This is a genomic window from Citrobacter telavivensis (assembly GCA_009363175.1).
Lineage (GTDB): Bacteria > Pseudomonadota > Gammaproteobacteria > Enterobacterales > Enterobacteriaceae > Citrobacter_A > Citrobacter_A telavivensis.
Window position 1 is genome coordinate 4386368 of record CP045205.1, and the last position, 20001, is coordinate 4406368.

At 55.0% G+C, this 20001-nt stretch carries 17 protein-coding genes and 1 pseudogene; 10 read left to right on the forward strand and 8 right to left on the reverse strand.

Annotated elements, in window-relative coordinates; translation table 11 throughout:
* Positions 1-71 precede the first annotated feature (71 nt).
* From GBC03_23455 to ybaK, 6 genes are all read left to right on the forward strand, one after another.
* Positions 72-1103 carry a substrate-binding domain-containing protein gene (locus GBC03_23455; protein QFS72945.1) on the forward strand — a complete coding sequence of 344 codons (1032 nt, stop codon included), beginning with the start codon at positions 72-74 and terminating at the stop codon, positions 1101-1103.
* Positions 1078-2097 (forward strand): nucleoside hydrolase, encoded by a 1020-nt coding sequence (locus tag GBC03_23460; GenBank protein QFS74111.1) that lies wholly within the window; start codon positions 1078-1080, stop codon positions 2095-2097. The genes GBC03_23455 and GBC03_23460 overlap by 26 nt, the downstream gene beginning before the upstream one ends.
* 63 nt (positions 2098-2160) lie before the next feature.
* Positions 2161-2874 (forward strand): MgtC/SapB family protein, encoded by a 714-nt coding sequence (locus GBC03_23465; GenBank protein QFS72946.1) that lies wholly within the window; start codon positions 2161-2163, stop codon positions 2872-2874.
* Between the two features lie 121 nt (positions 2875-2995).
* Positions 2996-5497 carry a copper-exporting P-type ATPase CopA gene (copA, locus tag GBC03_23470; protein QFS72947.1) on the forward strand — a complete coding sequence of 834 codons (2502 nt, stop codon included), beginning with the start codon at positions 2996-2998 and terminating at the stop codon, positions 5495-5497.
* 153 nt (positions 5498-5650) lie between these two features.
* Positions 5651-6445: a hypothetical protein gene (locus tag GBC03_23475; GenBank protein ID QFS72948.1), complete on the forward strand. Its 795-nt coding sequence runs from the start codon at positions 5651-5653 to the stop codon at positions 6443-6445.
* A 201-nt stretch (positions 6446-6646) separates the two neighbouring features.
* Complete coding sequence (ybaK, locus tag GBC03_23480; protein QFS72949.1) at positions 6647-7126, forward strand: Cys-tRNA(Pro)/Cys-tRNA(Cys) deacylase YbaK; 480 nt, start codon at positions 6647-6649, stop codon at positions 7124-7126.
* 108 nt (positions 7127-7234) lie between these two features.
* Here ybaK and ushA read toward each other — a convergent pair whose 3' ends face one another.
* On the reverse strand, positions 7235-8887 hold the full coding sequence (gene ushA, locus GBC03_23485) for a bifunctional UDP-sugar hydrolase/5'-nucleotidase (GenBank protein QFS72950.1): 1653 nt from the start codon (positions 8885-8887) through the stop codon (positions 7235-7237).
* A gap of 174 nt (positions 8888-9061) precedes the next feature.
* On the opposite strand from ushA, the gene GBC03_23490 reads away from it, so the two are divergent.
* Positions 9062-10282, forward strand: coding sequence for an MFS transporter (locus GBC03_23490; GenBank protein ID QFS72951.1), 1221 nt, complete (start codon positions 9062-9064; stop codon positions 10280-10282).
* Between the two features lie 214 nt (positions 10283-10496).
* Positions 10497-12173 carry a Kef family K(+) transporter gene (locus tag GBC03_23495; protein QFS72952.1) on the forward strand — a complete coding sequence of 559 codons (1677 nt, stop codon included), beginning with the start codon at positions 10497-10499 and terminating at the stop codon, positions 12171-12173.
* Positions 12174-12292: 119 nt separating this feature from the next.
* On the opposite strand, the gene GBC03_23500 is transcribed toward GBC03_23495, so the two are convergent.
* Positions 12293-13597, reverse strand: a complete 1305-nt coding sequence (locus GBC03_23500) for an inosine/guanosine kinase (protein ID QFS72953.1) — start codon at positions 13595-13597, stop codon at positions 12293-12295.
* A gap of 141 nt (positions 13598-13738) precedes the next feature.
* On the opposite strand from GBC03_23500, the gene GBC03_23505 reads away from it, so the two are divergent.
* Entirely contained in the window at positions 13739-14710 is a 972-nt protein-coding gene (locus GBC03_23505; GenBank protein ID QFS72954.1) for an acetyl esterase, read from the forward strand.
* Here GBC03_23505 and GBC03_23510 read toward each other — a convergent pair.
* The 3 genes and pseudogenes from GBC03_23510 to GBC03_23520 form a co-directional block, all read right to left on the reverse strand.
* Positions 14707-15669 (reverse strand): ferrochelatase, encoded by a 963-nt coding sequence (locus tag GBC03_23510; protein ID QFS72955.1) that lies wholly within the window; start codon positions 15667-15669, stop codon positions 14707-14709. The two genes, GBC03_23505 and GBC03_23510, sit on opposite strands and share 4 nt — an antisense overlap.
* Positions 15635-15819: pseudogene (locus GBC03_23515) on the reverse strand (hypothetical protein). Before GBC03_23515 ends, GBC03_23510 begins: the two are co-directional and overlap by 35 nt.
* A gap of 185 nt (positions 15820-16004) precedes the next feature.
* The gene (locus tag GBC03_23520) at positions 16005-16649 is read right to left on the reverse strand and encodes an adenylate kinase (protein QFS72956.1); all 645 of its coding nucleotides are present in this window, start codon (positions 16647-16649) and stop codon (positions 16005-16007) included.
* On the opposite strand from GBC03_23520, the gene GBC03_23525 reads away from it, so the two are divergent.
* Complete coding sequence (locus tag GBC03_23525; GenBank protein ID QFS72957.1) at positions 16639-16980, forward strand: hypothetical protein; 342 nt, start codon at positions 16639-16641, stop codon at positions 16978-16980. The two genes, GBC03_23520 and GBC03_23525, sit on opposite strands and share 11 nt — an antisense overlap.
* A 47-nt stretch (positions 16981-17027) precedes the next feature.
* On the opposite strand, the gene htpG is transcribed toward GBC03_23525, so the two are convergent.
* The 3 genes from htpG to GBC03_23540 all read right to left on the reverse strand — a co-directional run bounded on the left by htpG (position 17028) and on the right by GBC03_23540 (position 19948).
* Complete coding sequence (gene htpG / locus GBC03_23530) at positions 17028-18902, reverse strand: molecular chaperone HtpG (protein ID QFS72958.1); 1875 nt, start codon at positions 18900-18902, stop codon at positions 17028-17030.
* A 111-nt stretch (positions 18903-19013) separates the two neighbouring features.
* Positions 19014-19619, reverse strand: a complete 606-nt coding sequence (recR, locus tag GBC03_23535; protein ID QFS72959.1) for a recombination protein RecR — start codon at positions 19617-19619, stop codon at positions 19014-19016.
* The gene (locus GBC03_23540) at positions 19619-19948 is read right to left on the reverse strand and encodes a YbaB/EbfC family nucleoid-associated protein (protein ID QFS72960.1); all 330 of its coding nucleotides are present in this window, start codon (positions 19946-19948) and stop codon (positions 19619-19621) included. Before GBC03_23540 ends, recR begins: the two co-directional genes overlap by 1 nt.
* Positions 19949-20001: the final 53 nt, after the last annotated feature.

A 20001-nucleotide genomic window follows, 5' to 3' on the forward strand; every position in this document is an offset into this window, starting at 1 on the left:
AAGATTTTTGGGTCATAACGCCTTATGCTGTCTGGAAAAAATCACTCTGAACGCAATCAGGTAGGTGCCTCGTGACTCAATCACATTCGCAACGCGTAACACGTTCTGACGTGGCAAAAGAAGCGGGAACGTCCGTCGCTGTCGTTAGTTACGTTATTAATAATGGTCCGCGCCCCGTTGCCGAAGCGACCCGGCAACGTGTTCTACAGGCCATTAAGAAAACCGGTTATCGACCCAATGGCATCGCGCGTGCGCTGGCGTCAGGGAGTACACAAACTTATGGGCTTGTCGCGCCGGACATCTCGAACCCGTTCATCGCCTCTATGGCTCATGCTCTGCAACACGAAGCCTTTGCTGATGGCAAAGTACTCCTGCTGGGCGACGCAGGCGACAGTAGCTGCCGTGAACGTGAACTCATTAATAATATGCTGCACCGCCAGGTTGACGGGCTGATCTACACCAGTGTTGATCGTCATCCTTATATCAATTTGATTCAGGAGAGCGGTACCCCCTGCGTCATGCTCGATCGCGTGGATCCTGGACTTAACGTCAGCGTTATCCAGGTTGATGAACAAATGGCGGCGATGCAGGTAACACAACATCTGATTGATCACGGATACCGCGATATCGGCATCATCTGTGGTCCGCGTGAAATGTTGAATACTCAGGATCGTATCCGGGGCTGGCAGCAGGCGCTGGAAGCATCATCGTTAATGGTCAATCCCTCATGGATTATTTCGACCAACTATACCCGCGCCGGAGGTTACGAGGCGACAAAACGCATGCTTCAGCGCCAACTGCCGCGCGCGCTGTTCGCAACGAATGAACAGCAGGCTCTCGGTTGTTTACGCGCCCTGGCAGAACACGGGCTGCGCGTACCTCAGGATGTTGCTCTGGTCTGCTTTAACGCAACACAAGAATCGGCTTACAACGTCCCTTCCTTAACCGCCGTCCGGCAACCTGTCGATAAGATGGCCCGTGCGGCAATAGACATGCTGAAAAATTGGGATGGAGAAGTTCGCCGCGTTGAATTTGAGTTTTACTTACGAACAGGAGAGTCGTGTGGCTGCCAGGGACATGAAGTACACCCCGAGACAAAGTGAAAATGAATCGATGCGTATAATTATTGACTGCGATCCGGGCAATGGCATTCCCGGCGCTAATATCGATGATGGTCTGGCGCTGGCGCTGGCCATTGCCGCGCCGCAAATCGCGCTGGAGATGATCACCACTGTCGCCGGAAATACGCCGGTAGACGTGGGATATGCCGTTGCCAAAGATCTCATTACGCAACTGGACATTCCCGTCGCTGTCTACCGTGGTGCTTCGCGTGCGCTGCGGGAAGATCCGCAGCCTTGGCGTAAAAAACTGGATCATGGTGTCGATCAGTTTGGCTTACGACAACTCTGGTCAGATGTTCCTGCCCCGGCATTGTGCCAGAAGGTAAAACCCCACGCGCCTGAGGCAATGGGTGAACTCATCTGTAATAATCCTGGCGAGATCACGCTGGTTGCTACCGGTCCACTCACCAATGTGGCCATTGCCCTGCAGCTTTACCCGCAGATGGTTCACGCGGTCAAAAATATCGTCGTTATGGGTGGCGTATTCAATGTTCCGGGCTACCTGAAAGATACCAATTTTGGTCTGGACCCTGAGGCGGCTCATGCGGTACTCACCAGCGGTGCGCCAGTCACGCTGGTCCCGATGGATGTGACAACACAAACCCAAATGCTTCACGCCGATTTGGATCGTCTGGCAAAAACAGAAAACGGGCTTAGCCGTTATCTGGCGCAAACCATTCGCCCGTGGATCACATATTCTATGCAAACCCGCAATCTGCCTGGATGTTGGATCCACGATGTTTTAACCGTTGCCTGGTTACTGGATCCCTCTCTTGCAACAACGGCTGAAGATTATCTGGATGTCTCTCTGGAAGGCATTACACGCGGTATGACTTGCCGCTATGGACGTGACACATTACGCCTCAATGTCGGGATCCCTGAACCAAAAGGTGCGCAGGTAAAAATTCTGCAGAGCATCGATAATCCGCGGCTTATTTCGCTGATAGAGCACTATATCCAGACCTACGGCGCATAGCGTTACGGGTCAGAAAAGGAGACCTTCGTATACGGTTCAAGGTGAGTTTTTTCCGGAGGAAATATGAATACGTTATCCTTCCTCTTATTCGGTGAAGGAGAATCTCTCTTAATTACACTGGGCAAAATTTGCGTCGCTTTTATCCTGGGGGGAATCATCGGTCTTGAAAGAGAATCGAAAGGGAAGCCTGTCGGATTTAAAACGTGCGTCATTATTTCAGTCGCCAGCTGCGTTCTGACAATCGTCTCTATTCAGTCAGCAGAATACTACGCTGAAATCTCGATGAATATACGTAGCGACCCGATGCGGCTGGCCGCACAAATTATCAGCGGCGTAGGCTTTCTCGGTGCGGGTGTTATCCTTCATCGCCATGATGACGCCATCTCCGGGCTAACAACCGCAGCCATCGTGTGGGCTTCCGCGGGAGTGGGAATTACCAGTGGAGCCGGTTTTTATATGTATGCTCTGCTTGCCACAGGTTTGTTCCTGCTGGCCATAAAACTCAGCTATTTTGTTATCTTTTTACAAACCAAAAACCAATTGCCTGGCAAAGTAAAAATTCGCGTTATTCTTGATAAAAAAGCAGGGCTGCAAACGCTGATAGAAAGTATTAATCAGCAAAAGAACATTATTGAAGCCATTACTATCCGCGATGTTAAAAAGGGGAAAATAGAGGTCAACCTTAAAGTCGTGATTAGAAAAAAAATGACCTTGCCGGAACTCTACAGCAACCTTTCTACGCTCGAACACGTTTGTGCTATCGCACTGGAACACTGAATACTCAGGAAAAAACAAACTCCTTGACCTTCCCCTTGCGGGAAGGTTTACCCTTAATAACAGTTAGTCAATCAAGGTACAACGGTCAACCCTTATTGACCCGTTATAGAGGAGTGAAGTGATGTCTCAAACCATCGACCTGACCCTGGACGGCCTGTCCTGCGGTCACTGCGTCAAACGCGTAAAAGAGAGTCTTGAGCAACGTCCGGACGTGGAACAGGCGGAGGTCACCGTGACCGAAGCGCACGTTACCGGTACCGCCAGCGCCGAAGCGCTAATCGATACCATCAAACAAGCTGGTTATGGCGCAGAGTTAAGCCACCCAAAGGCTAAACCGCTGACGGAGTCATCAATCCCGTCGGAAGCGCTGGCAGCGGTCCCTCCTGAGCTTCCGGCAGCGACGGTTGAAGATGACAGCCAACAACTGCTGTTAAGCGGCATGAGCTGCGCCAGCTGTGTTTCCCGGGTACAAAATGCGCTGCAAAGCGTTCCTGGGGTCACGCAGGCACGGGTAAACCTTGCGGAACGTACTGCGCTGGTGATGGGCAGTGCGTCCGCTGCCGATTTAGTCCAGGCGGTGGAAAAAGTGGGCTATGGCGCAGAGGCGATTGAAGACGATCTCAAACGCCGCGAACGCCAGCAGGAAACCGCCGTCGCGACGATGAAACGCTTCCGCTGGCAGGCGATTGTCGCCCTGCTGCTAGGTGTGCCAGTGATGGTCTGGGGGATGATGGGCGATAACATGATGGTGACCGCCGACAACCGCAGCCTGTGGCTGGCGATTGGTCTGGCGACGCTCGCTGTAATGGTCTTTGCGGGCGGCCATTTTTATCGCAGCGCGTGGAAGAGCCTGATGAACGGCACCGCCACGATGGATACTCTGGTCGCCCTCGGCACCGGCGTGGCCTGGTTGTACTCGATGAGCGTCAATCTGTGGCCACAGTGGTTCCCGATGGAAGCACGCCATCTCTATTATGAAGCCAGTGCAATGATCATTGGTCTGATCAACCTCGGACACATGCTGGAAGCGCGGGCGCGTCAGCGCTCGTCTAAGGCGCTGGAAAAATTACTCGATCTCACGCCGCCAACGGCGCGGGTGATTACACAAGAGGGTGAGAAGAGCGTGCCGCTGGCAGACGTTCAGCCGGGTATGCTGTTGCGCCTGACCACCGGTGATCGCGTGCCGGTTGACGGTGAAATCACTCAGGGCGAGGCATGGCTGGATGAAGCGATGCTCACCGGCGAACCTATCCCGCAGCAAAAAGGGGAAGGCGACAGCGTGCATGCCGGTACCGTCGTGCAGGATGGCAGCGTGGTGTTCCGCGCCAGTGCGGTAGGCAGTCATACCACCCTGTCGCGCATTATCCGCATGGTGCGCCAGGCGCAGAGCAGTAAACCGGAAATTGGCCAGATGGCCGATAAGATTTCCGCCGTGTTTGTCCCGGTCGTAGTGCTGATCGCGCTGGTGAGCGCGGGTATCTGGTACGTCTTTGGTCCGGCCCCACAAATTGTCTATACCCTGGTTATCGCCACTACGGTACTGATCATCGCCTGTCCGTGTGCGCTGGGTCTGGCGACACCGATGTCGATTATTTCCGGTGTGGGTCGTGCGGCTGAGTTTGGCGTACTGGTGCGTGATGCCGATGCGCTGCAACGCGCCAGCACGCTGGATACGGTAGTCTTCGACAAAACCGGGACGCTGACCGAAGGCAAACCACAGGTGGTTGCAGTTAAAACCGTTGGCGGCATTGACGACGCGCAGGCGCTACGGTTGGCTGCGGCGCTTGAGCAGGGCTCCAGTCACCCGTTGGCGCGGGCGATTCTCGACAAAGCCGGTGATAGCGCACTGCCTCAGGTTAACGGTTTCCGCACCCTGCGTGGATTAGGCGTCAGCGGCGAAGCGGAAGGTCATACGCTGCTGCTGGGCAACCAGGCACTGCTGAACGAGCAGCAGGTTGACACTCACGAACTGGAAGACGAGATTTCTGCCCAGGCTTCTCAGGGCGCCACGCCGGTGCTGCTGGCGATTGACGGCAAAGCGGCGGCGCTGCTGGCCGTACGCGATCCGCTGCGTAGCGACAGCGTGGCGGCCCTTCAGCGACTGCACCGCGCCGGATATCGTCTGGTGATGTTAACCGGCGATAACCCGACGACGGCCAACGCCATCGCCAAAGAGGCGGGGATTGATGACGTGATTGCTGGCGTCCTCCCGGACGGTAAGGCCGATGCCATTAAGCGTCTGCAAAGTCAGGGGCGTCAGGTGGCGATGGTCGGTGACGGCATCAATGACGCACCGGCGCTGGCACAGGCCGATGTCGGGATTGCAATGGGCAGCGGCAGTGACGTGGCAATTGAAACCGCCGCGATCACGCTGATGCGCCACAGCCTGATGGGCGTGGCGGACGCGCTGTCTATCTCCCGAGCCACGTTGCGCAATATGAAGCAGAACCTGCTCGGCGCGTTCATTTATAACAGCATCGGGATCCCCGTGGCGGCCGGTATCCTGTGGCCGTTCACCGGAACGCTGCTGAACCCGGTGGTTGCCGGAGCGGCGATGGCGCTGTCGTCCATTACCGTGGTGAGCAACGCTAACCGACTGCTGCGCTTTAAACCGAAAGAGTAAGCGATGCCGGATGGCGCTGACGCTTATCCGGCCTACTGCGTTAATGTGAAACGACCAGGCCGGATGAGGTGCTTTAGCGCCGCCATCCGGCAATTCACACATTGCACCTTACCTGACCACGCGCTAGCATGGTTGTCTACTTAGGGAGGTCGCATGGATCTGTTTTACCGGGTAAAAACATTTTTCGCTGGGCTAACCGGCAATCGCTATACCTGGCCCGCCATTGACGTTTCGTTGCCCGGCAATCGCCACTTCCACCTGATTGGCAGTATTCATATGGGCAGCCGCGACATGTCTCCCCTCCCTGCCAGACTGCTTAAAAAGCTTCACAACGCCGATGCGTTAATTGTTGAGGCCGATGTCTCCGGCAATGACAGTCCCTTCGCCGACTTACCCGAGTTTACCGCGCTGGAAGAACGCCTCAGCGAGGAACAGTTGCGCAATCTGCATCGCGCGACCGATGAACTGGGGATCTCCCCGGCCCTGTTTTCGACGCAACCGCTGTGGCAAATCGCGATGGTGCTACAGGCCACTCAGGCGCAGCAGTTGGGGTTACGCCCGGAGTACGGCATTGATTATCAACTGTTGCAGGCCGCGAAGAAGGCAGAAAAACCGGTGATTGAACTGGAAGGCGCATCCAGCCAGATTGCGCTGTTATGCGAACTGCCGGATAACGGGCTGGCACTGTTGGACGATACGTTGACGCACTGGCACACCAACGCCCGGCTACTGCAACAGATGATGAGTTGGTGGCTGAAAGCGCCACCGCAGGACAACCACCTGACGCTTCCGAACACCTTCAGTCAGTCGCTGTACGATGTGCTGATGCATCAGCGTAATATCGCCTGGCGGGATCGCTTGTCGGCGCTGCCTGCGGGTCGCTACGTGGTGGCCGTGGGTGCACTACACCTGTATGGAGAAGGGAATCTGCCGGAACTGATGCGATAAAAAAGTGGCCAATATTTCTATTGGCCCGTCAAAGAGGAATTTCATCATTATTATTATGCCGCCGCTTAACGCGTCGGTGTATGTCGATTGTCGCTCAAACTCTGCATCCTGCCAACATAATTGCGCAAGATGGTACTATTTTTTAGACAATCATCAGAGGTACGCTTGACTTGTCATTTGGTTTAGCCAGGAAAAATTACTATGACACCCGCAGTTAAATTACTCGAAAAAAACAAAATTACGTTCAGGATCCATACCTACGATCACGATCCCGCCGAAACCAACTTCGGTGATGAGGTGGTGCGCAAATTAGGGTTAAATGCCGATCGGGTGTACAAAACGCTGCTGGTCGCGGTGAATGGCGATATGAAACATCTGGCGGTTGCGGTTACGCCGGTCGCTGGACAACTGGATTTGAAAAAAGTCGCCAAAGCGCTCGGCGCAAAAAAAGTCGATATGGCCGATCCGCTGGTGGCGCAACGTACAACCGGATATCTGGTCGGCGGCATTAGCCCGCTGGGACAGAAAAAACGCCTGCCGACGCTTATCGATGCACCAGCCCAGACGTTTGACACCATTTTTGTCTCAGGCGGCAAACGCGGACTGGACATTGAACTGGCGGCGGGAGATTTAGCCACTATTCTGGAGGCTAAATTCGCCGATATCGCCCGCCGGGACTAAGCGATTTTAGAATGATGGCCTGATGGCGCTACGCTTATCAGGCCTGGAAACCGCACTGGCCTGTAGGCCGGATAAAGTGCCAGCACCGCCATCCGGCACTCCGCCCTGTTATTGCCAGTTGGCTTCCCCCTTCGGCTCATACGTACTGGCATCCAGCGGTGAATTTTTCTGAATGTATTCCTTCAGCACTTCCGCATCGATAAACCCGGTGTTGACGTACCCCGGTTTGTTATCAATACGCGGATAGCCGTCGCCCCCCGTCGCGTTAAAACTGAGCGTCGCCATACGGTAGGTTTTCGCCGGGTCAACCGGCTCGCCGTTAATTTTCAGATCGTTGAGCTTGCCGTCTTTCGCGACAAAACTGACGTTAGCAAACTGCGGATAAGCACCGGAATCCGGCTTCATCTGCGCCACGGCCGTCAGGTAGTCCGTCACGTCCTTGCCGTTCATATCGGCATACACCACCACGTTGCCGAACGGTTGTACCTTCAGCACGCTTTTATAGGTGATATCCCCGGCTTCGATCGAGTCACGAATCCCACCGCCGCTCATGACGCCGAAATCCGCACCGGTGCGCGCCATTTGTGCAGCCAGAATAAGATGTCCCATGTTGGTCTGCACAAAGCGGACCTTGCTGCGATCGCCTTCCAGTCGGTCATTCACCGCACCGATTTTCACATCCAACTGGGCTTTTCCTTTATTCTGGAACGGTGACAGCAGCGAGAGCATCTGCGCATTCTCAGCGATTTCCGGGGTGTAAAGTACGTGCTCACTTTTCCCGTCTTCCCAGGTCACTTTCTTCTTCAGGTTCACCGGGATCAGCTGATAGTTGACCATTTTCATCTCGCCGTTACGGAACTCAAAGTCCGCACGACCAACATATTTTCCCCACTCGTGAGCCTGCACAATCCAGATCCCGTTCTGTTTGTCCGGCGCGCACGGCGTACCAGGCACATAATCCACCTGTTTCTTGTTTTCTTCTGCCATGCACACCGGGTCCTGTGAGTGACCACCCACAATCATCGCCAGCGCTCCGGCGGGCAGACTACGCGCCATTTCGACGTCGCCAGGCGCGTTCGAGCCGTGGTTGCCGTTGTCATAGTGCCCCATGTGGGTGGTTGCAATAATGACGTCAGGCTTTTCATTCATCTGCAGTTCCTGAATCACCACCTTTGCCTCTTCCGCTGGCTTGCGGAATTCAATGTCGGTGAAAAATTCAGGGTTGCCGATCTTCGCCGTGTCATCGGTGGTCAGACCGATAACCGCGATTTTCAGATCCTGGCGCGTAAAGATGGCCCAGGGTTTAAACAGGCGCTCGCCGGTACTTTTCTGGTAGATGTTGGCCGAGAGGAACGGGAACTTCGCCCACTTCTCCTGCTGACGCAGGACGGTAAGCGGATTATCAAATTCGTGGTTGCCAACCGCCATCGCGTCATAGCCAATCAGGTTCATCCCACGAAAGTCAGGCTCAGCATCCTGTAGATCTGATTCGGGAACGCCGGTGTTGATGTCCCCACCGGACAACAGCAGGACGCTGCCCCCTTCGGAAGCCACCTCGCGACGGATCCCGTCCACCAGCGTTTTTTGCGCCGAGAGACCGTACTCACCGTATTCGCTGCGCCAGAAATGGCCATGGTGATCGTTGGTATGCAGGATGGTGATTTTATAGGTTTTATCTTTTTCATAAGCCTGAGCAGGCTGACTTGCCAGCGTGAATGCGGCGAACAGTGCTAACGCCACACCCCGTTTCAAAAATTTCATGTTTCTCTCCCTGACTCCATTTCAACCGCAGAAATTACAATTATCTGAAATAATAGTCGAATAAGTTTTCAGAATTGAGACTTCCTTCAAACCTCGTCCGCAGGTATGTTAGTCAGGTAATAATCACAATGACGATATTCCCCTACATCGCAAATCAGACAGAAGTGACTTTCTATGGCAATGAGTGAACAAACCCAGCCAGCACCTGGTGCGTCTGCGCCAGTCGCTAAAGCGCGTACGTCGTTCGGCATTTTAGGCGCGATCAGCCTTTCTCACCTGCTTAACGATATGATCCAGTCGTTAATTCTGGCGATCTATCCGCTATTACAGTCCGAATTTTCACTGACCTTTATGCAGATAGGGATGATCACCCTGACCTTCCAGTTGGCCTCTTCGCTACTGCAACCGGTGGTCGGCTACTGGACCGATAAGTACCCGATGCCATGGTCGCTGCCAATTGGCATGTGCTTTACGCTGAGCGGTCTGGTGCTGTTGGCGCTGGCGGGCAGTTTCGGTACCGTGCTGTTGGCCGCGGCGCTGGTCGGGACCGGCTCTTCGGTATTTCATCCGGAATCCTCCCGTGTGGCGCGCATGGCCTCGGGCGGACGTCACGGCCTTGCCCAGTCCATCTTCCAGGTGGGCGGTAACTTCGGCAGTTCCCTCGGCCCCTTGTTGGCGGCGGTGATCATCGCCCCTTACGGCAAAGGTAACGTGGCCTGGTTTGTCCTCGCCGCCCTGCTGGCGATTGTGGTACTGGCGCAAATCAGCCGCTGGTACGCCGCACAGCATCGTATGAGCAAGGGCAAACCCAAAGCGACAGTTATCAATCCACTGCCGCATAATAAGGTCGTCCTCGCTGTCAGCGTCCTGCTAATCCTGATTTTCTCGAAATACTTCTATATGGCGAGTATCAGCAGCTATTACACCTTTTATCTGATGCAAAAATTCGGATTATCGGTACAAAACGCGCAATTTCATCTCTTTGCCTTCCTGTTTGCGGTCGCGGCAGGAACGGTAATTGGCGGGCCTTTAGGCGATAAGATTGGTAGAAAATATGTGATTTGGGGCTCTATCCTCGGTGTCGCGCCGTTTACGCTGATTTTGCCTTATGCCACCCTGCACTGGACCGGTATTTTAACGGTGATCATTGGTTTTATCCTCGCATCCGCATTTTCCGCCATTCTGGTCTATGCTCAGGAGCTGCTACCGGGTCGTATCGGCATGGTTTCTGGTCTATTTTTTGGCTTTGCCTTCGGGATGGGTGGCCTGGGAGCCGCTGTGTTAGGCCTGCTCGCGGACCATACCAGCATCGAATTAGTCTATAAAATCTGTGCTTTCCTACCACTTCTGGGGATACTGACCATATTCTTACCTGATAACCGACATAAAGCCTGAGTTTCCTGCGGCTAAAGCTAAACTTTAGCCGCACGCTACGCCTGTAACCATAAGCCTTTGCTCTGTCTCCTGCCCATTCGTTTTCCGATCCGTGCCTTTTTCGCCTCAAATTGCAGTTTTCTTCAAAATTCAACAATTATTCATAAACATAATAATCAAAATTGTCATAAACTATTACCTGGAATTTTGGAAATCAGCTACCAAAGGAGACGGAATGCATCACGCCACCCCGCTTATCACCACCATTGTTGGCGGCCTTGTGCTCGCTTTTATACTCGGCATGCTTGCCAACAAACTGCGTATTTCTCCTCTGGTGGGATATCTGTTAGCGGGCGTTCTGGCCGGACCTTTTACCCCAGGCTTTGTGGCTGATACGAAACTTGCGCCGGAGCTTGCTGAGCTTGGCGTTATTTTGCTGATGTTCGGCGTCGGTCTGCACTTTTCACTGAAGGATCTGATGGCGGTAAAGTCGATAGCCATTCCCGGCGCGATCGCTCAGATAGCCGTGGCGACGCTGTTGGGTATGGCCCTTTCCGCCATGATGGGCTGGTCACTGATGACCGGTATCGTCTTTGGTTTATGTCTTTCAACCGCCAGTACCGTGGTGCTGCTGCGTGCGCTTGAAGAACGACAGCTGGTCGACAGTCAACGAGGGCAGATTGCCATCGGCTGGCTGATTGTTGAATATTTGGTGATGGTGCTGACGCTGGTACTGCTGCCCGCCGTGGCCGGGATGGTGGAAAAAGGCAACGTCGGTTTCGCCTCTCTGGCGGTCGACATGGGCATTACCATTGGTAAAGTTGTCGCCTTTATTGCCATTATGATGCTGGTGGGTCGCCGTCTGGTGCCGTGGATTATGGCCCGCAGTGCGGCCACCGGCTCCCGCGAGCTGTTTACCCTTTCCGTGCTGGCACTGGCATTGGGTATCGCTTTCGGCGCCGTGGAACTGTTCGACGTCTCCTTCGCGCTGGGCGCATTCTTTGCCGGGATGGTACTGAATGAATCGGAACTGAGCCACCGCGCGGCCCACGATACCCTGCCGCTACGCGACGCGTTTGCCGTCCTGTTCTTTGTCTCCGTCGGCATGCTGTTTGATCCGCTGATTCTGATCCAACAGCCGCTGGCCGTGCTGGCAACGCTTGCCATCATTATCTTTGGTAAGTCTGTCGCCGCCTTCTTCCTGGTGCGTCTGTTTGGTCACTCGCCGCGTACCGCGCTGACCATCGCCGCCAGCCTGGCGCAGATTGGTGAGTTCGCCTTTATTCTCGCCGGTCTGGGGATGGCGCTGAACCTGCTGCCGCAGGAAGGGCAAAATCTGGTGCTGGCGGGGGCGATTCTGTCAATTATGCTCAACCCGGTGCTGTTTGCCCTGCTGGAAAAATACCTGGCAAAAACCGAAACGCTGGAAGAACAGACGCTGGAAGAGGCCATCGAGGAAGAGAAGCAAATTCCGGTGGATATCTGCAACCATGCGCTGCTGGTCGGCTTTGGTCGCGTTGGCAGTCTGCTCGGCGAAAAACTGATGGCAGCAGGTATGCCGTTAGTGGTTATCGAAACGTCACGCACGCGCGTGGATGAGCTGCGTGAACGTGGGATCCGCGCGGTGCTGGGAAATGCTGCCAATGAAGAAATTATGGCTCTGGCGCACCTGGATTGCGCCCGCTGGCTGATCCTTACCATCCCGAACGGCTATGAGGCCGGCGAAATTGTTGCCTCTGCCCGCGAGAAGTGCCCGAATATTGAGATTATCGCCCGTGCGCATTATGACGATGAGGTGGAGTACATTACCGAACGCGGCGCCAACCAGGTGGTGATGGGCGAGCGCGAAATCGCCCGTACCATGCTGGAACTGCTGGAAACGCCGCCTGCGGGTGAAGTGGTGACGGGGTGACCGTCGTTGCATCGGCTCGTAGGCCTGATGGCGCTTCGCTTATCAGGCCTACGTGATTACACAGATAATGGTAGCAGTAGGCCGGATAAGGCGTTTACGCCGCCATCCGGCATAATGACTTAACGATCCCAGTACGACTCTTCGAGGCTATCCTCACGCTCCGGCAGCCCACGCGTCAGACGCGGGGAGTGCTGGTTCAGTACCTGATAACTCACACGATTGGCATATTTGCACACCTGGGCTAATGACGAATAGGTCAGCCAGGTGAACGTATGCTTGCTGGAATTCGGTACATTCGAACGGTGGTAGCTGTTGGCGGTAATATCGTGCAACAGCGCCGCCAGCGCACCGTCGCCTGCGCCGTTGGTATTCATGATCTTTTCCGGGCCGCCCATATACGGAGCGATATGAGAATAGACGCGCAGCGGATTACGACAATCTTTATGACGCATGGCGCGGCTAAATTCATACTGATTGAATTCGGCAATGGCCCCCGGCAGTAGCGGATGCTGGGTTTTGCGTTTGGCTTCCTCTTCGGTAAAACCCGCCATGTACAGCCCTACCGGTCCGGCAGTACACAAGACCAGATCGACCCAGTCCAGCGCTTTGTCAGACGCCAGCAGCGGATCGTTTTCACCGGTCAACGCTTCGGCTTCTTCTTCATTCATCGCCAGAATTGAGACGTTCTCTTTCAGGAAATCCTGCCACCACTGCGGGTTATCGGCGATAACAAATTTGGTCCCGAGCGTCAGCACGACCGGCACATTGTGCTTTTTGGCATACTCAATGGCCTTCATGGTGGCTTCCGGCATCGGCTCTCCCGGCTTACAGCGCACCAGATAGGACGTCAGCACCAGCGCTGACGCCCCGGCAATCACTGATTCAGGAATGCTTTCTGCACGTAGCTGATTCATGTGCCCAGGGCTGATGGCAAAGGTACGCTCGCCGGACTCGCCAATCAGGGTAAAGCAGCGGCCAATCGGCCCGTCAACGCCCTGCAGATAGTTGAGGTCAGTACGACTGGAGGTGTTGCACAAGTAGCGGTAGGCGTAACTGCCAATTTCAATGTTGCTGCACATTACGCCCAGCAACACCGAGCGGTCATCGGCCAGCACGGAGTAGTTGTGCATGGTGTTACCAATGGTCCCGCCGGCAAACTGATGGGTTACCAGATTGTCACGCACCAGTTCCCGATACAACGCCTCCGCCACATCATCCTCAATCACCAGTGAATGCCCGGCGCTCAGCCCATAACGTTGCACAAACGTATCATCCACTTTCGCTTCAATATCCACCAGCGTTTGGTCAATCCCCACCACCCATGCGGCGCTGGTTTCATTTTCAGTCTGGATTTGTTGCAGCAGCGGATCGCGTGCGTTGACGGGGAAATAGTGTTTGGATTTGCGTTTACCGGGAAATTTCATGACTGTTTTTACGGGTGGCTAACGGAGCGGTGAATGGTAGCACATTCCCCTTGCGACGACAGAGTTTCAATATCGGACGAACGGATCGCAGTTTCCACGGCGGAAGTTTTTACAATGGGCCGATTTCACAAGGAGCGTTTTATGAAACCGGAAAACAAACTTCCCGTACTGGCGCGCATTTCAGACGAGATGAGAGCGGTGCTGAATGTCCGACAGGACGATCTGCCGCCCTGGCCGTCCGCCGATGACGTGGCAGCCATGCGCCAACACTACATTCTTGAGCGCCGCTTCTGGAACGCGGACGCACCGCAGATGCCAACGCGTGAATATGGCATCCCCACGTGCTGGGGAGAGGTGACAACACGCCTGTACAGCCCAGCGCCAGACAGTCAGGCAACGCTGTTCTATCTGCACGGCGGCGGTTTTATTCTCGGCAATCTGGATACCCATGACCGCATCATGCGCCTGCTGGCAAGCTATACCCGGTGCACGGTCATTGGCGTCGACTATTCGCTCTCGCCTGAAGCCCGCTTTCCGCAAGCCATAGAAGAGACCGTTGCCGCCTGTCAGTTTTTTCATCAGCAGGCGGACGACTATCAGTTAAATATGACGCGAATTGGATTTGCTGGTGATTCCGCTGGCGCGATGCTGGCGCTCGCCAGCGCGCTGTGGCTGCGCGATAAGCACATCTCCTGCGGCAACGTAGCCGGGGTGCTGTTGTGGTATGGCCTGTATGGCCTACAGGACTCGGTGAGCCGTCGGCTGATGGGCGGCGACTGGGATGGCCTCAGCCGCCAGGATTTGGAGATGTACGAAAAAGCGTATCTGCGTAATGTCGACGATCGCGAGTCGCCGTACTATTGCCTGTTCAACAACAACCTGACGCACGAGGTGCCGCCCTGCTTTATCGCCAGTGCGGAGTTTGACCCGCTGATCGACGACAGTCGTCTGCTCTTCCAGACGCTGGCGGCGCACCAGCAGCCCTGCGAATACAAAATGTATCCCGGCACGCTGCACGCCTTTCTGCACTATTCGCGCATGATGAACGCCGCCGATGACGCATTACGCGATGGCGCACGTTTCTTTACTCAGCAGATTAACGCAGCACGTTAGCGATACGCAGCCGTCAGTTTCAGCATCATATCGATATGTTCCGGTGCGGCATTCAGCGCCGGAATATATTCATACTTTTTGCCGCCCGCTTCGAGGAAGACTTCTTTATTCTGCACCGCAATTTCTTCCAGCGTCTCCAGGCAATCTGCCGCGAAGCCCGGACACATCACCTGAACATGTCCCGTCCCCTTCTCACCTAACATCTTCAGCGTTTCGTCAGTGTAAGGCGTCAGCCACGGCTCACGACCAAAGCGGGACTGGAAGGTCATCATCACTTTTTCCGGCGGCAGGCCGAGTGCGGAGACCAGTTCACGGGTAGTGTCGCGACAGCGCTGCGGATAGTCGTCGCCTTCGTCAGCAAAACGCTGGGGGATACCGTGATATGACAGCAGCAGTAAATCCGGTTCACCGTGTTCAGCAAACGAGGCACGCGCACTGCTTGCCAGCGCGTCGATATAGGCGCTGTCATCGGCATAATCGCGAATAAACGACAGACCCGGAATACGGCGTTTACGTTCCAGAATCCGCGCCAGTTCATCCCAGACGGCGGCCACGGTTGAGCAGGAATATTGCGGGTACAACGGCAGCACGACAATGTGATCAACGTGGTTCGCCAGCAGCTCGTCCACTGCGCTTTCCAGCGACGGCGAGCCGTAGCTCATGCCCAGCGCAACCGGCGTATCCGGTAAGCGCGCGGCAAGCGCCTGCTGCTGTTGACGGCTGTAGACCATCAGCGGCGAGCCGCCTTCCATCCAGACAGACTGATAAAGCTTTGCCACGCGCGGGGCGCGCAGCGGCAAAATAACGCCGCGCAGCAGCGGCCACCACAACACACGAGGCGTATCGACGACGCGTTTATCGCTCAAGAATTGCCGAAGATAGCGTGTTACCGCCGCCGGAGTGGGGGCATCGGGGGTCCCAAGATTAGCCAGCAGGATACCGGTTTTCGTCTGACGCATTACCGCCTCTTATCGATTCAAATTGTTGATAATTGTAGCGGAAAAGCGAGTAAGAAGAACTAATTGCTGCGAGAGGTAAGACGAGAACTTGCCTGATGGCGCTAACGATGCCGGTAGGTCGAATAAGGTGTTTACGCCGACATCCGGCACCCATTGCCTGATGGCGCTGTGCTTATCAGGCCTACAAAGCAGGAATACAGTTGTAGGCCGGATAAGGTGCTTGCACCGCCATCCGCCACCCATTGCCTGATGGCGCTGCGCTTATCAGGCCTACAAAGCAGGAATACAGTTGTAGGCCGGATAAGGTGCTTGCACCGCCATCCGGCAGAACGGCCTTAGCCGAGGATTTTTTCCAGCGCCGCGCGCACTTCAGCGACGGCCTGAGTCCCGTCAACTTTCGCGTATTGGGTGTTACCCGCGGCCGCTTCTTTCTGGTAGTAACCAATCAGCGGCGCCGTCATCTGATGGTATTCCACCAGACGTTTACGCACGGTCTCTTCCTGGTCGTCTTTACGGGTGGTCAGCTCTTCGCCGGTCACATCGTCTTTACCTTCCACTTTCGGCGGGTTGAATTTGATGTGGTAAACACGGCCAGACGCAGCGTGCACGCGACGACCCACGATACGGTCAACGATCAGCTCATCCGGTACGTCGAATTCGAGAACATAATCCACCACGATGCCCGCTTCTTTCATGGCGTCAGCCTGCGGAATCGTGCGTGGGAAACCATCTAACAGAAAACCGTTACGGCAATCTTCCTGCGCGATACGCTCTTTTACCAGCGCGATCACCAGCTCATCGGTCACCAGCTTGCCGGCGTCCATGATGTCTTTCGCTTGTTTGCCCAGCTCGGAGCCAGATTTCACGGCGGCACGCAGCATATCACCGGTGGAGATTTGCGGAATACCATACTTCTCCATGATGAACTGAGCCTGAGTTCCTTTACCCGCGCCCGGAGCGCCAAGCAGAATGATACGCATTACGAAAATCCCCTTAAAGGTTGTCGATATTTTTAAAAAAGCGCTAAACGATACCACCATCACGCATTTGTCTCAAGGAAGCGGGGTAAGGCTGAAACGGTTAATGAGGGGAAAATGCGCGAAAAAAAGCCGGATGGCGGTGCAAGCACCTTATCCGGCCTACAAAAGCAGCTTTAACCGTAGGCCAGATAAGCGTCAGCGCCATCCGGCCTACAAAAGCAGCTTTAACCGTAGGCCAGATAAGCGTCAGCGCCATCCGGCCTACAAAAGCAGATTTAACCGTAGGCCGGATAAGCGTCAGCGCCATCCGGCCTACAAAAAACAGCTTTAACCGTAGGCCGGATAAGCGTCAGCGCCATCCGGCACTACAAGCCGTTATCAGGAAACCAGCAGCTGGTTCATACGACGGATGAACTGGTTCGGATCTTCCAGCGTGCCGCGCTCGGCAAACAGCGCCTGATCCAGCAGCAGTTCAACCCACTCGTTGAACTTCGCGTCGTCCTCGGTATCTGCGGTGCGTTTCACCAGCACGTGATCCGGGTTGAGTTCAAAGATGTATTTCACTTCCGGCACGTTCTGACCCGCCGCCGCAAACAGTTTCGCCATCTGCGTGCTCATTTCGTCCGCATCGGTGGTGACAATCGCTGGCGTATCGGTCAGACGATGCGTCAGACGCACGTCTTTCACGCGGTCGCCCAGCAGGTTTTTCACGCGCTCAACGAACGGTGTCAGCGCTTTTTCCGCTTCTTTCGCGCTTTCATCTACCTCATCGGCCAGCTTGTCGATAGACTCGTCCGCTTTGGCGACGGACTGGAACGCCTTACCGTCAAACTCGGTCAGGTAGTTCATCATCCACTCGTCAATGCGATCGGAGAGCAGCAGCACTTCGATGCCTTTCTTACGCAGCAGTTCCAGGTGCGGACTGCTCTTCGCCGCCGCATAGCTGTCGGCGGTGATGTAATAAATCTTCTCCTGCCCTTCTTTCATGCGGGAGACGTAGTCTTCCAGAGAGACAGTCTGCGCAGAAGAGTCGGTATGCGTCGACGCGAAACGCATCAGTTTGGCGATGGTTTCCTGGTTAGCGTGGTCTTCCGCCGGACCTTCTTTCATCACCAGACCGAACTGCTGCCAGAAGGTCTGGTATTTTTCCGCATCGTCTTTCGCCAGTTTTTCCAGCATCTGCAGAACACGTTTGGTCAATGCGCTACGCAGATTGCGGGTTACCGTGCTGTCCTGCAGAATTTCACGAGAGACGTTCAGCGGCAGATCGTTAGAATCGATCAGACCGCGCACAAAGCGCAGGTAGTTCGGCATAAACTGCTCGGCGTCGTCCATGATAAAGACGCGCTGAACATACAGCTTCAGGCCGTGCTTGTGATCGCGGTTCCACATGTCCCACGGTGCCTGAGACGGGATATACAGCAGGCTGGTGTACTCCTGCTTCCCTTCCACACGGTTGTGGCTCCAGGTCAGCGGATCGGTAAAATCGTGCGCGATATGCTTGTAAAACTCGTTGTACTCGTCGTCTTTGATTTCCGACTTGTTACGGGTCCACAGCGCCTGCGCTTTGTTGATTTTCTCCCAGGAAACGACGGTTTCGCCGTCTTTCTCTTCCTGTTTTTCAATCTCAACCGGCAGCGCGATATGGTCGGAATATTTGCTGATGATGGAACGTACACGCCAGTCATCGAGGAACTCGTCTTCCCCTTCACGCAAATGCAGCGTGATTTCCGTTCCGCGCTCGTCTTTGGTGATATCGCCAACGGTGTATTCACCTTCACCCGCCGACTCCCAGAACACGCCATTCTCCGGCTTGTCGCCCGCCGCGCGGGTGCGGACGGTCACTTTATCCGCCACGATAAACGCGGAATAGAAGCCCACCCCAAACTGACCGATCAGTTGGCTGTCTTTCGCCTGATCGGAGCCCATAGATTCGAGGAAAGATTTGGTCCCGGACTTCGCAATGGTCCCCAGGTGATCGATAACGTCATCACGGTTCATCCCCACGCCGTTATCGGCAATGGTCAACGTACGCTTATCTTTATCGAAGGAGACGCGCACACGCAGTTCACCGTCACCTTCATAGAGGTCCGGGTTCGACAGCGCGCGAAAACGCAGCTTGTCTGCCGCATCGGAGGCGTTAGAGATAAGCTCACGCAGGAAGATTTCTTTATTGGAATACAGAGAATGGATCATCAGATGCAGAAGCTGTTTTACCTCTGACTGAAACCCACGAGTTTCTTGTCCTTTCATGTAGATCTACCTCAACAATGCCATTTTTAATGGTAAAAAACACGTTGAGAGGGAAATGGGGACAACCGTGGGGGATTTCAAGCGGAGGTCGCGAGTGCAACCTCCGTTTGGTCAGAATTTAATCTTGTGACGTCCTGCCAGAGAATGCGACAGCGTGGTGCCGTCCACCATCTCCAGTTCACCGCCGACCGGCACGCCGTGGGCGATACGGCTGGCATCAACGCCATATTGCGCGCAGAGCTCAGCAATGTAGTTCGCCGTGGCTTCCCCTTCAACCGTCGGGTTAGTCGCGAGGATCACTTCACTGAGCTGCTCTGAAGAGAGGCGCTGCTCGAGTCTGTCGAGACCGATATCATCCGGCCCGATACCGTCGAGCGGTGACAAATGCCCCATCAGCACGAAGTAGCGCCCGGAAAACTGCCCGGTCTGCTCAATCGCGTAGATATCCGCTGGACTCTCGACCACGCAAATCTGGCCGTTTTCCCGACGACGCGGATTCGAACAGATATTGCAGACATCCTGCTCGGTGAAGGTGCGGCAATCGGCACAGTGGCCGATTTCCGACATCGCTCGGGTGAGCGCTTGCGCCAGGCGCATCCCGCCGCTGCGGTCACGCTGAAGCAGCGTAAACGCCATGCGCTGCGCCGACTTCGGGCCAACGCCCGGCAGACAGCGCAGTGCTTCCATAAGCTGAGTTAACAGCGGGCTGGTTTGCATCAGAACGGCATCTTAAAGCCTGGCGGCAGTTGCATACCGGAGGAAACAGAGGCCATCTTCTCTTTCTGGGTCTCTTCAATGCGACGGGCAGCATCGTTGAATGCGGCAGCAACCAGATCTTCCAGCATATCTTTGTCATCTTCGAGCAGGCTTGGGTCGATCTCCACACGACGGCAGTTATGCGCACCGTTGATGGTCACTTTCACCAGACCCGCGCCGGATTCACCGGTCACTTCCAGCTTGGCGATTTCTTCCTGCATCTGCTGCATTTTTTCCTGCATCTGCTGGGCCTGCTTCATCAGGTTACCCAGACCGCCTTTACCAAACATAGGCTTCTCTCTCAATCACGTTAAGGGATGACAATCATAAGCGTCGCTTACGA